Genomic DNA, 13,120 nt, shown 5'->3' on the forward strand with positions numbered 1-13,120 from the left:
GGGTCGACGCGCCGGGCACGCGGGAACTATCCCACGGCCTTCGAGGGCGTGGTCTACTTCACAAGTTCGAGGTGACCGGTGCGTAACTTACTGCTAGCCTTCGGCGGCCATCGTGGCTCCTGTGGGAGGGAAGAGATGCGGAAGTTCGGTTCGTGGGCACTGCTGGGACTAGGTGCTTTCTTGGTCATCGCCGCCTTGGTGGCACGTCTGTGGGGCCTGCCGGCAGCCGAGCGGACGCCGCTCGACACGGACAGCCGCACCACCCTGTCGGGGGAGGCGAGCGGAGCGGTGGTGCAGGTCGGCGACGGCGAGCCGCAGCCCGTCAAGGCCCTCAACGTCACGAAGGCCGACTCCGAGCGCTCCGACGACGACGTCATCGTCTTCGCGGCCTACACCTGCCTGGTGGTCGACGAGGACCTCGAGCCCGACGAGTACTGCCTGACGGGCGAGGACCGGCGCATCGTCACCATCGGTGAGCCCGACGTCTTCGCGACCGACCGCAGCGACGCCGTCGCGGTCGACCGGGGCGACTACGTCCCCGAGGACTACGAGCAGAAGCAGGGCCTCGTCAACAAGTGGCCCTTCCGCGTCGAGCAGAAGGACTACGACGTCTGGGACGACGTGCTGGGGGAGGCCGTGACGGCGGAGTACGTCGGCACCGAGTCGGTCGAGGGGCTGCGCACCTACAAGTTCGAGTACTCGGTGCAGGACCAGGAGACCGAGATCGCGGACGGCGTCCAGGGCACCTACAGCCAGACGAAGGTCTACTGGATCGACCCGACCACGGGCGCGATCATCAAGCAGACGCAGGACGAGACCCGCACGACGGCGACCGGCGACGTGGCCCTCGACATCGAGCTGGCCTACACCGACGAGACGGTGAAGAACAACGTGGCCAGTGCTGAGGACAACGCCGGCACGCTGAAGCTGCTCGGCACCTGGATCCCGCTCGTGGGCGGCATCCTCGGCCTCATCCTCCTGCTCGCGGGCGCGTTCCTGCTCGTCACCGCCGGTGGCGGCGGCCGCCGCACCCGCGACGGGCACGACGGGCACGCCGGGCACACCGGGGGCGCGACGCGGGTCGAGTGAGCACCTGAGCACGAGGAGGGCGGCACCGGCGACGGTGCCGCCCTCCTGCGTGTCCGGGCCCGGGGCGGGACGTCGGGCTCAGCTCCTCCCGGCGACGACCGTCACGAAGATCGCGGTCCCCGGCAGCACCCGCCCGCGCAGCGGCGACCAGCCGGCCCAGGTGGCGTCGTTCGTCGCGGGCCACGTCGGCTCCACGAGGTCGACCAGGGCCAGCCCGCTGGCGGTGAGCAGCCGCACCCACGTGCCGAGCGTGCGGTGGTGCTCGACGTACCCGACCTCGCCGGTCGCCCCGTCCACCTCGACGTACGGCGTCTCGTCCCAGTAGTCCTGCGACGCGACGAGCCCCTCGGGCCCGGGCACGTCGGGGAACGCCCAGCGCACGGGGTGAGTCAGGGAGAAGACGAACCGCCCGCCCGGCCGCACCACGCGGGCCACCTCGCCGAGGGCGCGCCCCGCGTCGGCGACGAACGGCAGCGCGCCGTACGAGGCGAAGGCGAGGTCGAAGGTGTCGTCGCCCAACGGCAGGTCGGTGGCCCCCGCCTGCACGAGCGGTACGACGGAGCTCCGCGCCGCGTCGATGCGCCGCGCGTGCTGCAGCTGCCGGAACGACAGGTCGAGCGCGACGGGCCGCCCGCCGCGGGCGGCGACCCACCGCGAGCACTGCGCCGCGCCGGCACCGATCTCGAGCACGTCGCGGTCGCGGACGTCGCCCAGCAGCCCCAGCTCCTCCTCCGTGCGGCCCTCCGGCCCCCAGACGAAGCCGTCGTCGCCGAGGAACGCGCCGTGCTCGGCCTGGTAGTCGTCGGCGGAGCGGTCCCAGTCCGCGCGGTTGGCCCGCCGGCTCGTGGCGTCGTCGACGGGGCGCCGGTGGGCGAGGGTCACGACGACCTCGTCGTCGGCGTCGTCGACGCCCCTGTCGGGGTCGTGGGGGTCCTGGTCGGGCACGGCCCCACCCTAGGGAGCCCCACCGACCCGGTTGGACGCCGTGGGGAGCGCGGGCGTAGGCTCTTTCGAGCGCCAGAGGTCTGCCTGCGTCCCGGACGGAGTGGACCCGTGCTCGCTACTCGTCGCCGCGGTGGTCGAAGCCGCCCCGGAGACAGTCACCACCGGTAGTGACGACTGACCGCTGTGCGTGCCCGACCGACCAACTGTCCACCGCAAAGGTTCCCCCTTCCACATGACGAGCAGCATCTCCACTCTTCCCGGTTCCGAGGCTCCGCAGGTCGCGATCAACGACATCGGTTCCGAAGAGGACTTCCTGGCCGCGATCGACGCGACCATCAAGTACTTCAACGACGGTGACATCGTCGACGGCACGATCGTGAAGGTCGACCGGGACGAGGTCCTGCTCGACATCGGCTACAAGACCGAGGGCGTCATCCCCTCGCGCGAGCTGTCGATCAAGCACGACATCGACCCCTCCGAGGTCGTCGAGGTCGGTGACAAGGTCGAGGCCCTGGTCCTCCAGAAGGAGGACAAGGAGGGTCGCCTGATCCTGTCCAAGAAGCGCGCGCAGTACGAGCGCGCCTGGGGCACGATCGAGAAGGTCAAGGAGGAGGACGGCGTCGTCGAGGGCACCGTCATCGAGGTCGTCAAGGGCGGCCTCATCCTCGACATCGGCCTCCGCGGCTTCCTCCCCGCCTCGCTGGTGGAGATGCGTCGCGTCCGCGACCTGCAGCCGTACGTCGGCCAGACGCTCGAGGCGAAGATCATCGAGCTCGACAAGAACCGCAACAACGTGGTCCTGTCGCGCCGCGCCTGGCTCGAGCAGACGCAGTCGGAGGTCCGCCAGGGCTTCCTGACGCAGCTGCAGAAGGGCCAGATCCGCAAGGGCGTCGTCTCCTCGATCGTCAACTTCGGTGCGTTCGTGGACCTCGGCGGCGTCGACGGTCTCGTCCACGTGTCCGAGCTGTCGTGGAAGCACATCGACCACCCCTCCGAGGTCGTCACCGTCGGTGACGAGGTCACGGTCGAGGTCCTCGACGTCGACATGGACCGCGAGCGGGTCTCGCTGTCGCTCAAGGCGACGCAGGAGGACCCCTGGCAGCACTTCGCCCGCACCCACCAGATCGGCCAGATCGTGCCGGGCAAGGTCACCAAGCTGGTGCCCTTCGGCTCGTTCGTCCGCGTCGAGGAGGGCATCGAGGGCCTGGTGCACATCTCCGAGCTGGCCGAGCGCCACGTGGAGATCCCGGAGCAGGTCGTCCAGGTCAACGACGACGTCATGGTCAAGATCATCGACATCGACCTCGAGCGTCGCCGCATCTCGCTCTCGCTGAAGCAGGCGAACGAGACGGCTGCCGCGGCCGACGCCGACGAGTTCGACCCGACGCTCTACGGCATGACCGCGTCGTACGACGAGCAGGGCAACTACATCTACCCCGAGGGCTTCGACCCCGAGACGGGTGAGTGGCTCGAGGGCTTCGACGAGCAGCGCGCGACCTGGGAGGAGCAGTACGCCAAGGCGCACGCTCGCTGGGAGGCGCACGTCAAGCAGCAGGCCGAGGCCAAGCAGGCCGACGCCGAGGCCGGCGAGGCCACGTCGTACTCCAGCGGCGGCGACGTCGTCGAGGGCGCGGACGAGACCGGCGGCGGTTCGCTCGCCTCCGACGAGGCGCTCCAGGCGCTGCGCGAGAAGCTGACCGGCGGCGGCGCGTGAGCCTGAGCTAGGGCTCGCGCCACCGGCGCACCGAACGACGCGAAGGGCGTCCACCCCCACGGGGGTGGACGCCCTTCGTCCGTCTCGGGGCGCGGTCGGCGCCGTCGGCAGGTGCGTCAGCGCCACCTCCCGGGGCCCGTGGGGTCGAAGGCGTCCGCGGGGTGCGAGCGGGGGGCCGATCCGCGGTCGTGGGCCACCGTTCGTGCGACGGCGACGGCGAGGAGGGTCAGCAGCACCAGGGCGATGAGGGCGATGGTCATGGCAGAAATCGTGCTACCGCCCCGATCGCGCCACGAGTGGCAGATATGCCCGGTTGGGGCGATTTCCTGCCACTCGTGTGCCACGCTGTGCGGGTGCTGGGAAACGTGGCCGTGCTGGCCTACGCGGGGATGGCGCCGTTCGAGCTGGGCGTGCTGTGCGAGGCGTTCGGGGTGGACCGCACGGACGACGGCCTGCCGGCCATCGACTTCGCCGTGTGCGGTCCGACCCCCGGGCCGCTCTCGACCACCGTGCCGGGCCTGTCGGTGACGGTCGAGCACGGGATGGACCGGCTCGCCGACGCCGACCTCGTCGCCGTCCCGTCCCTCCCGCGGGCGGACCCGCCGGGGGAGGTGGTCGAGGCGCTCCGGGCGGCTCGCGACCGCGGCGCCCGCCTGCTCTCGGTGTGCACCGGCGCCTTCGTGCTCGGCGCCGCCGGCCTCCTCGACGACCGGGAGTGCACGACCCACTGGATGCACACGGCGGAGCTGGCGGAGCGGTTCCCCCGCGCCCGGGTCGTCCCGGAGGTCCTGTACGTCGACGCCGGCCAGGTCGTCACCAGCGCCGGCACGGCGGCCGGCCTGGACGCCTGTCTGCACGTGTGGCGCCAGGAGCTCGGGTCGGCCGTGGCCGGCGTCGTCGCGCGCCGCATGGTCGTGCCGCCGCAGCGCGAGGGCGGTCAGGCGCAGTTCATCGCCCGCGCGGTGCCCGAGTGCACCGCCGAGACCCTGGGCCCGCTGCTCGCCTGGGTGGCCGAGAACCTCGCCGCCGACCTCGGGGTCGAGGAGCTCGCCCGCCGGGCCCACATGTCGCCGCGCACCTTCGCGCGCCGCTTCCGCGACGAGACGGGCACGACGCCGCACGCCTGGGTCACCGCCCAGCGGGTGCGGCTCGCCGAGGAGCTGCTGGAGCGCACCGACCTGGCGGTCGAGCGGATCGCCGCCGAGGTGGGCTTCGTCAACGCGGCCACCCTGCGCCACCACTTCACCCGGGCCCGGGGGGTCAGTCCCCAGCGCTACCGCCGCACGTTCGCGTGCAGCGAGGAGGAGCGGGCGGCGACCGGCTGAGGACTCACGTCGCCGGGTCGGCCACCGGGTCGGCCACCGGGTCGGCCGCCACGTCGGCCATGAGGTCGGCCACCACCTGGCGCAGCACCTGCTCGAAGTGCGCGTCGTGGTCGAGCACCGCGTCCTGCAGGTGCTCGAAGAGCTCGAGCGACACCTGGCCGACCAGGGTGGCCCAGGTCTGCAAGGCCCGGGCCACGGTCTCCGGTGCGAGCGGCCGGCTCGCCAGGGCCGCCACGGGTGCGATCGCGGCCGCGGTGGCGTCGTCGAGGCGGGCCGAGTCGTCGGCGGGTCGCTCGGCCGCGCCCGGGACGGCCGCGACCACCTCGAGGAGCACGCGGGTGATCCGGGTGGCGGGGCCGACGGTGTCGGCGGGCGCGACGTACCCGGGGACCGGGCTGCCGTAGAGCAGCGCGTACTCGTGGGGATGGGCGCGGGCCCAGGTGCGGAAGGCGCGCCCGACCGCAGTGAGGCGCGTCGCCGGGTCGACTCCCGTGCCCGGGTCGGCGGCCTCGGCGGCCGCACCCAGGTCGTCGTAGGTGTGGACGAGCAGGGCCGTCAGCAGCGCGTCGCGGTTCGCGAAGTAGCGGTAGACCGCCGACGACGCCATGTCGAGGTCGCGCGAGACTGCGCGCAGCGAGAGGCCCGCCGGCCCGACCTCGGCCAGCTGGCGGCGGGCGCTGTCGAGGATCGCGCGGGTCAGCTCGGCCCGCGCCAGGGTGCGCGCGTTGCGGCCGGCGGAGGGCGGGCCCGGCTCGGTCCGGTCGGCGGGTGGGGTCGGCACGCACGCAGCCTAGCGCCACCCGGAGCGCCCGACCACGACGAGAGCGCTGCTCTTGCGCATGCGTGCTGGTCCGTGGCACCGTCCACCACGAGGCAGAGCACTGCTCTCGAATCGGATCGATGATCACAGGAGGTGGGCGTGGTGGCTGGTCACGTGGTGGTGGGCGCCGGCGCGGTGGGACGCGCGGTCGCGGCGCAGCTGGTCGCACGGGGCGAGGAGGTCCGGCTCGTCAGCCGGTCGGGCGCGGGCCCGGAGGTCGTGGGGGCGCGCCGCGTCGCGCTCGACGTGGCGGACGGCGAGGCGCTCGTGCGCGAGACCGAGGGCGCCGTGGCCCTCTACAACTGCATCAACCCCCCGTCGTACGACGTGTGGGCGACGTGGTGGCCCCCGGCGGCCGCCGCGTTCCTGCGGGCGGCGCAGGAGACGGGGGCGGTGCTGGCGGTCACGGGCAACCTGTACCCCTACGGCGAGGTCGACGGCCCGATGGTCGAGGGCATGCCGGACACGGCGAGGGGCGCGAAGGGCGCGTTGCGGGCCCGGATGTGGGCGGACGTGCGGGAGGCCCACGAGGCCGGCCGGCTCCGGGGCTTCGAGGTGCGTGGGTCCGACTACGTCGGGCCCGGGGTCGGTACGGCGCACGTCGCCCGGGTGGCGCCCCGTGCGCTGGCGGGGCGGCCGGTACGCGTCTTCGGTCGCACCGACGTGCCGCACTCGATGACCGACGTGCGCGACGTCGCCCGGACCCTCGTGGCCGTCGTCGACCGGCCCGAGGCCCACGGGCGGGTGTGGCACGTGCCGACGAACCCCGCCCGCACGCAGGCCGAGACCATCGCCGACCTGTGCCGGGCGGTCGGCCGTCCGCCCGTGCGCGTCCGGTCCCAGCCGCGGGCGCTGCTCACGGTCGGCGGCGCCGTCGTGCCGCTGCTCCGCGAGCTGCGCGAGACGGCCCACCAGTTCGAGTGCCCCTACGTGCTGGACTCCACCGCCGCCCAGCGCGAGCTGGGCCTGGCGCCGACGCCCTGGGACGAGGTGTGCCGCGCGAGCGCGGAGGCGGCACTCGCCGGCCAGTAGTGTCGTCGGCGTGACGCAGGTCGAGATCACCGTCGAGGGCGCGGCGCACGCCGCCGTCCCGCCCGACCGGGGCACGGTGCACGCCCGGGTCCGCCGTACCGGCCCCGACGGCGCGCAGGTGCACGCCGACGTGGCGCGGGCGGCCGAGCAGGTCGTGGCGCTCCTGCCCGTGGACGGGCCCGTGCGCTCCCGGTCGGTCGACGCGGTCATCTCTGGCCGCGAGGACCACTGGGTGCACGACGGTCCCGAGCGTGCGCGCGAGCCGCGGCGCTACGCCCTGGTCTCGGTCCGCGCCGAGCTCGACGACGCCGCCGCGCTCGCCCGCTGGGTGGCGCAGGCGTCCGACGTCGACGGGTTCGAGGTCGCCCACGTCGAGTGGACGCTGACGCGGGAGCACCAGCGCGAGGTGCTCGCGCGGCTGCGCCGCGAGGCCGTCGCCGACGCCCGGGAGCGTGCGGGCGACTACGCCGCGGCCGCCGGGCTCGCTCGCCCTCGGGTCGTGGCGGTCGCGGACGCGGGCCTGCTGCACGACTCCGGGGACCGCGCCTGGCGCGGCATGAGCGGCGCCGTGCCCGCATCGGGGCCGGGCTTCGCCCACGCCCCCGTCTCGCCGGCCCCCGTCGACCTGACCGTCCGCGTGCACGCGCGGTTCACCGCCACCGAGGAGGACGCATGAGGATCGGGCTGACCGGGGGAGTGGCCTCCGGCAAGAGCACCGTGGCCGCCGTGCTGCGTGAGCTGGGGGCGGTTGTCGTGGACTCCGACCTGCTGGCGCGGCAGGTCGTGGAGCCGGGTACGCCGGGGCTCGCCGCCGTGGTCGAGGAGTTCGGCCCGTCGGTGCTCGCCGACGACGGCGCGCTCGACCGGGCCGCGCTGGGCGCGATCGTCTTCGCGGACCCCGACCGGCGGGTCGCCCTCGAGGGGATCCTCCACCCGCTCATCCGGGCGGCGGCCGCCGAGCTCGAGGCGGCGGCCGGCCCCGGGACGCTGGTCGTGCACGACATCCCGCTGCTCGTGGAGACGGGGCAGCAGGGGCGCTTCGACGCGGTGGTCGTGGTCGACGTCCCGGTCGAGGTGCAGGTCGCCCGCATGACGGGCGACCGGGGCTGGACGGAGGCCGACGCCCGCGCGCGCATCGCCGCGCAGGCGACGCGGGAGGAGCGGCTGGCGGTCGCCACCCACGTCATCGACAACACCGGGACGCGCGACGACCTCCACCAGCGTGTGGTGGAGGTCATCGACGAGCTGCGGCGGGCGCCCCGGCCCTGAGGGCCGGACGGACCGGGCTGGGGTCAGGCAGCCAGGTCCGGGTCCGCGAAGCCGCGCAGCTTCTGCAGGGCCTCCCGCTCGAGCTGGCGGACGCGCTCGGCGGAGATGCCGTGCTTGGTGCCGATGTCGGCCAGCTTGTGCTGGCGGCCGTCGGACAGGCCGTAGCGCGAGCGGATGATGTCGGCGGAGCGGTCGTCGAGCAGCGCGACCAGCGTGTTGAGGCGGTCGCGGGACTCGACGTCGAGCACCGTCAGGTCAGGCCCCGGGGAGGTCGCCTGCGCCATGAGGTCACCCAGCGAGGTGTCGCCGTCCTCGTCCACGGGGGAGTCGAGGCTGACGTGCTCGCGACCCCACGACAGCAGGTCGGTCACGCGCTCCATCGTCATGCCGAGCTCGGTGGCGATCTCCTCGGGCTCGGGGTCGCGGCCGAGCTGGCGCTCGAGCGTGCGGCGGGCACCGCTGACCTGGTTGAGCTCCTCCACGACGTGCACGGGCAGCCGCACGACGCGGGCCTGCTGCGCGATGCCGCGGGTGATCGCCTGGCGCACCCACCAGGTGGCGTAGGTGGAGAACTTGAAGCCCTTCGCGTAGTCGAACTTCTCGACCGCGCGGATCAGGCCGGTGTTGCCCTCCTGGATCAGGTCCAGCATCGGCATCTGGGAGCGGCCGTACTTGCGGGCGATCGAGACGACCAGGCGCAGGTTGGCCTGGATGAACGTGTCGATGGCGCGCTGGCCCTCGGCCGCGAGCCACTCGAGCTCCTCGCGCGTGGCGGACTTGGGTGCGCCGCCGCCGCGCCGGCCGACCCGGCCGATCGCCAGCAGGTGCTCGGCGTACAGCCCGGCCTCGATCGTCTTCGCCAGCTCGACCTCGGTGATCGCGTCGAGCAGCGGCGTACGGGCGATCTCGTCCAGGTACAGGCCGACGCTGTCGCGACCCTCGATGTCGCGGTCCCCGGTCGCGCGTCCCGTTGCCTTCGTGGTGCGTGTGGACATCTGACCCGCCTCCTCGTCGGTGCGGCGTCGGGTGGTACGCCGCACGTGTGGTGTAACTGCTTCGGCGCGGAGGGGATTCCCGATTGGTGGGGCCTCCCCGCCGCGCGTCTCACCAGTACCCGACGAGCGGGAATCCCTGCGAGTTGCAGGAAACGTTTAATCTCAGGGACTTCTCAGTCCTCGCGGGGAGGTCTCAGCCTCCGAGGGGATCGCGGTCCGCGAGACCCATCCGTTCGAGGATCCAGGCCAGGCTGAAGGCCCGGTCGCGCCAGGCCTTGTAGCGCCCGGACACCCCGCCGTGACCGGCCGACATCTCGGTGCGCAACAGGAAGTCGCGACGCCCGACGGCGGTGGCCCGCAGGCGTGCCACCCACTTCGCCGGCTCGACGTAGAGCACCCGGGTGTCGTTGAGCGACGTCTCCGCCAGGATCGGCGGGTAGTCGACGGCGGCCACGTTGTCGTACGGCGCGTACCCCGCCATCCGTGCGTACGCCTCCGGGTCGTCCTCCGGGTTGCCCCACTCCTCGTACTCGCCGACCGTCAGGGGGAGGGAGGAGTCGAGCATCGAGGTGAGGGCGTCGACGAACGGCACCTCGGCGACGATCCCGCCCCACAGCTCGGGCGCCTGGTTGGCGACCGCGCCCATGAGCAGCCCGCCGGCGCTGCCGCCCTCGGCGACCATCCGCTCGGGCGTCGTCCAGCCCTCCGCGACGAGGTGGCGCCCGCAGGCGATGAAGTCGGTGAAGGTGTTCTGCTTGTGCTCCATCTTCCCGGCGTCGTACCAGCGGCGGCCCATCTCGCCGCCGCCGCGCACGTGGGCGATGGCGAAGACGGCGCCCCGGTCGAGCACTGAGAGCCGCGCCACGGAGAAGTACGGGTCCACCGACACCTCGTAGGAGCCGTAGCCGTACAGGTGCAGCGGCGCCGGGGTGCCCGCGGCGACGGCGTCCGCGACCTCGCGGCGCGCCACGAGGGAGATCGGCACCCGCTCGCCGTCGTCGGAGGTGGCCCACAGCCGCTGCTCGACGTAGGCGGACGGGTCGTAACCGCCCAGCACGGGCGTGCGTCGCAGCAGGTGACGCTCCCGCGTGCGGACGTCGTAGTCGTAGACCGACGCGGGCACGGCCAGCGTCGTGTAGCCCAGCCGCACCACCGGCTGGTCGAAGGCCGGGTTGCTGCCCGTGTCGATGGTGTGGACCGCCTCGTCGAACTCGACCAGGTAGTCGTCGCCGGTCCCCGAGGCCGCCGCGTCGTCGAGCTCGATGATGCGCAGCCGGGTGAGGCCCTCGCTGCGCTGGTGCACCACGAGGTGCCCCGCGAAGGCCTCGACGGCCTCGAGCCGCACCGCGGGGTCGTGGGCGAGCAGAGGGCGCCAGTCCTCCCGGGGGGTGGGCGCCACGGGCGCGACCGCGACGGCGAAGTCGGGGCCGTCGGCGTTGTGCAGCACCAGGAACACGTCCTCGCCGGCGAGACGGGCGTGCTCCACGCCGTACTCGACGCCCTCGACCCGCGGGGCGAACAGCTGCAGCCCGGCCGCGGCGTCGTCGAAGTCGAGGAACCGCACCTCGCTGGTCGTCTTCGACCCGGTGAACACGAGCAGGAACCGGTCGGTGCGGGAGCGGCCGATGCCGGTCCAGTAGCGGGCGTCGGTCTCGTGGAAGACCAGCTCGTCGTCGGACTGGTCGGTGCCGAGCACGTGGCGCCACACCTTGTCGGGGCGCCAGGTGTCGTCGACGGTCGTGTAGTAGAAGGCGTCGGAGTCGCGGTTCCAGGTGACGCCGCCGAGGACGCCCGTCAGCTCGTCGGCCAGCAGGTCGCCGGTGGCGAGGTCCTTGACCCGCACCGTGTAGCGCTCGTCGCCCACCGTGTCGGTGGCGTAGGCGAGCAGCGTGGTGCTCGGGCTGATCGACGAGCCGCCGAGGGAGAAGAACTCGTGGCCCTCCGCCAGCTCGTTGAGGTCGAGCAGCAGCTCCTCGCCGGCCAGGGCCGGCTGGTCGGGCGCGCTGTCGGCCGCCGGCTGCGGCGGCGTCCAGTCGTCGGGGTCGGTGACCGCGACGCGGCAGCTCGCGCCGTACTCCTTGCCCTCGAAGGAGCGCGAGTAGTACCAGTAGCCCCGGTTGCGGGTCGGCACCGACAGGTCGGTCTCCTGCGTGCGGGCCTTGATCTCGCCGAAGATCGCCTCGCGCAGGTCGGCGAGGTGCGCGGTGCGCGCCTCGGTCCACGCGTTCTCCGCCTCGAGGTGGGCGAGGACCTCCGGGTCGTCCTTGGCGCGCAGCCAGTCGTACTCGTCCGTGCGCTCGTGGCCGTGGTGGGTGGTCGTGACGGGCCGGGGTTCGGCGACGGGCGGGTGCTCGGGAGCGCTCGAGGTCATGGGCCCGAGGCTAGTCGCGGGGTACGACGCCCCCGCCGCGGTCCTCCCCGCCGTCGTCCTCCCCGCCGTCGGTGGTCCCGGGCGCGGGAGGCGCCGCCGGGCGCTGCCAGGGCCGCAGCGCCGGGTCGTCGACGCGGAAGGAGCGGACGGGCCCGGGCGGGGTGTCGGCGGTCTCGAAGCGCACAGTGACGACGCCGCGGCCCGAGCCCCACACCCAGCCGCGACCGTGCTCGTCGTGCTCCACGTCGGTGCCGGGTGCGTACGTCGTGTCGCTGCGGGCACCCGCGCCGGCCGGGTCGGTCGGGGGAGACGTCTCGGCGTCCGGGGCCGCGGGGCCCGGAGCGGGGGAGGTGGACGCGGCGGCAGCGGACGAGGCGGGCGGCTGGTCCGGGTCGTCGGGGCCCGGCAGCAGGGTGCCGAAGAGGTCCTCCTGCACCCAGTCGGCGAGCCCGGAGACGCCGACGCCGAGCAGCCGGACGCCGTCGCGCAGGTCGGTGGTCGTGGCGAGCTCGGCGAGCAGCCGGCGGGCCACGCGGGCGATGCTCGCGGCGTCGTCGACCGGCGACGGCAGGGTCGCCGAGCGGTTGAGGGTGGTGAAGTCGTGCAGGCGCACCTTGATGGTGACGGTCCGCCCCGACAGCCCCGCGTCGGCGAGGCGCCGCGCGACGCCCCCGGCCTGCCGGGCGAGCAGCTCGGCCATGACGGCGGTGTCGCGCAGGTCGGTCTCGTAGGTGCCCTCGGCGCTCACCGACTTCGCCTCCCGCTCCGCGACGACCGGCCGGGGGTCGTGGGCGCGGGCCAGCTCGTGCAGCGAGCGGCCGTGGGCGTTGCCGACCTGGCGGACGAGCTCGTCGAGGCTGAGGCCCTCCAGGTCGGCGACCGTGCGCACGCCGGCGCGGCGCAGGCGCTCGGCGGTGGCGGGCCCGACGCCGGGGATGACGGACACCGACATCGGGCGCAGCAGCTCCTGCTCGGTGCCCGGGGCGACCACGACGAGGCCGTCGGGCTTGTCGAGGTCGCTCGCCACCTTCGCGACGAACTTCGAGGTGCCGAGGCCCACCGACGCCGTCAGGCCGCCCGTGGCCTCCCGCACCCGGGTGCGCAGCTCCTCGGCGAACTCGGTGACGGCCGGGGTCGACAGGTCCCGCAGGGCGGGGTCGGTGGCGGCGGCGAGGTCGACGAAGGCCTCGTCCATCGACAGGGGCTCGACGAGCGGGGAGACCTCCCGCAGGAGCCCCATGACGACGCCGCTGGCCTCGCGGTAGGCGTCGAAGCGCCCCCGCAGGTACGCCGCGTGCGGGCACCGGGCGCGCGCCTCGCGGGTCGACATGGCGGACCGCACGCCGAAGACCCGCGCCTCGTACGACGCGGTGGCGACGACACCGCGGCCGCCGGTGCCGCCCACCACGACGGGCTTGCCGCGCAGGGAGGGCTTGTCCCGCTGCTCGACGGCGGCGAAGAAGGCGTCGAGGTCGAGGTGCAGCACCGACGCGTGGGGCCGTCGGACGACGGGCCCGGGCGGAGGCGGCACGGACGGCGACACGCAGGGCACGCTAGCCG

The 13,120-nt window shown here is 73.9% G+C and carries 12 protein-coding genes; 6 read left to right on the forward strand and 6 right to left on the reverse strand.

From position 1 onward, the window contains the following. Positions 1–135 precede the first annotated feature (135 nt). Entirely contained in the window at positions 136–1,089 is a 954-nt protein-coding gene (locus tag ACOACO_RS10375) for a DUF3068 domain-containing protein (protein ID WP_420296143.1), read from the forward strand. Positions 1,090–1,167: 78 nt separating this feature from the next. Here ACOACO_RS10375 and ACOACO_RS10380 read toward each other — a convergent pair whose 3' ends face one another. Further along, positions 1,168–2,034, reverse strand: coding sequence for a class I SAM-dependent methyltransferase (locus ACOACO_RS10380; protein WP_420296144.1), 867 nt, complete (start codon positions 2,032–2,034; stop codon positions 1,168–1,170). A 232-nt stretch (positions 2,035–2,266) separates the two neighbouring features. Between ACOACO_RS10380 and rpsA the strand changes: the two genes are divergently transcribed. Beyond that, on the forward strand, positions 2,267–3,748 hold the full coding sequence (gene rpsA, locus ACOACO_RS10385; RefSeq protein WP_420296145.1) for a 30S ribosomal protein S1: 1,482 nt from the start codon (positions 2,267–2,269) through the stop codon (positions 3,746–3,748). Positions 3,749–3,864: 116 nt separating this feature from the next. Here rpsA and ACOACO_RS10390 read toward each other — a convergent pair whose 3' ends face one another. Next, positions 3,865–4,008, reverse strand: coding sequence for a hypothetical protein (locus tag ACOACO_RS10390; protein ID WP_420296146.1), 144 nt, complete (start codon positions 4,006–4,008; stop codon positions 3,865–3,867). A 93-nt stretch (positions 4,009–4,101) separates the two neighbouring features. Here ACOACO_RS10390 and ACOACO_RS10395 point away from each other — a divergent pair, with 93 nt between their 5' ends. Further along, on the forward strand, positions 4,102–5,073 hold the full coding sequence (locus ACOACO_RS10395) for a GlxA family transcriptional regulator (protein WP_420296147.1): 972 nt from the start codon (positions 4,102–4,104) through the stop codon (positions 5,071–5,073). 4 nt (positions 5,074–5,077) lie between these two features. Here ACOACO_RS10395 and ACOACO_RS10400 read toward each other — a convergent pair whose 3' ends face one another. Further along, the gene (locus ACOACO_RS10400) at positions 5,078–5,854 is read right to left on the reverse strand and encodes a TetR/AcrR family transcriptional regulator (RefSeq protein WP_420296148.1); all 777 of its coding nucleotides are present in this window, start codon (positions 5,852–5,854) and stop codon (positions 5,078–5,080) included. A 141-nt stretch (positions 5,855–5,995) separates the two neighbouring features. On the opposite strand from ACOACO_RS10400, the gene ACOACO_RS10405 reads away from it, so the two are divergent. From ACOACO_RS10405 to coaE, 3 genes are read left to right on the forward strand one after another with little or no spacing between them, the layout of a single operon-like run. After that, a complete protein-coding gene (locus ACOACO_RS10405) occupies positions 5,996–6,925 on the forward strand; it encodes an NAD-dependent epimerase/dehydratase family protein (RefSeq protein ID WP_420296149.1) in 930 nt (309 codons plus the stop codon). A 10-nt stretch (positions 6,926–6,935) separates the two neighbouring features. After that, entirely contained in the window at positions 6,936–7,601 is a 666-nt protein-coding gene (locus tag ACOACO_RS10410) for an SIMPL domain-containing protein (RefSeq protein ID WP_420296150.1), read from the forward strand. Next, entirely contained in the window at positions 7,598–8,194 is a 597-nt protein-coding gene (gene coaE, locus ACOACO_RS10415; RefSeq protein WP_420296151.1) for a dephospho-CoA kinase, read from the forward strand. The genes ACOACO_RS10410 and coaE overlap by 4 nt, the downstream gene beginning before the upstream one ends. A gap of 23 nt (positions 8,195–8,217) precedes the next feature. On the opposite strand, the gene ACOACO_RS10420 is transcribed toward coaE, so the two are convergent. The 3 genes from ACOACO_RS10420 to ACOACO_RS10430 all read right to left on the reverse strand — a co-directional run bounded on the left by ACOACO_RS10420 (position 8,218) and on the right by ACOACO_RS10430 (position 13,103). After that, on the reverse strand, positions 8,218–9,189 hold the full coding sequence (locus tag ACOACO_RS10420) for a sigma-70 family RNA polymerase sigma factor (protein WP_420296152.1): 972 nt from the start codon (positions 9,187–9,189) through the stop codon (positions 8,218–8,220). 193 nt (positions 9,190–9,382) lie between these two features. Further along, the gene (locus ACOACO_RS10425; protein WP_420296153.1) at positions 9,383–11,560 is read right to left on the reverse strand and encodes a S9 family peptidase; all 2,178 of its coding nucleotides are present in this window, start codon (positions 11,558–11,560) and stop codon (positions 9,383–9,385) included. A 10-nt stretch (positions 11,561–11,570) separates the two neighbouring features. After that, entirely contained in the window at positions 11,571–13,103 is a 1,533-nt protein-coding gene (locus ACOACO_RS10430) for a DNA polymerase IV (protein ID WP_420296154.1), read from the reverse strand. Positions 13,104–13,120 lie beyond the last annotated feature (17 nt).

It is taken from the genome of Nocardioides sp. CPCC 205120, from assembly GCF_048654585.1.
In the GTDB taxonomy this organism is placed as follows: Bacteria; Actinomycetota; Actinomycetes; order Propionibacteriales; family Nocardioidaceae; genus Nocardioides.

Coding starts and splice junctions, on each gene's coding strand:
- ACOACO_RS10375 (WP_420296143.1), top strand. CDS start 136: ATGCGGAAGTTCGGTTCGTGGGCACTGCTGGGACTAGGTGCTTTCTTG.
- rpsA (WP_420296145.1), top strand. CDS start 2,267: ATGACGAGCAGCATCTCCACTCTTCCCGGTTCCGAGGCTCCGCAGGTC.
- ACOACO_RS10390 (WP_420296146.1), bottom strand. CDS start 4,008: ATGACCATCGCCCTCATCGCCCTGGTGCTGCTGACCCTCCTCGCCGTC.
- coaE (WP_420296151.1), top strand. CDS start 7,598: ATGAGGATCGGGCTGACCGGGGGAGTGGCCTCCGGCAAGAGCACCGTG.
- ACOACO_RS10420 (WP_420296152.1), bottom strand. CDS start 9,189: ATGTCCACACGCACCACGAAGGCAACGGGACGCGCGACCGGGGACCGC.
- ACOACO_RS10425 (WP_420296153.1), bottom strand. CDS start 11,560: ATGACCTCGAGCGCTCCCGAGCACCCGCCCGTCGCCGAACCCCGGCCC.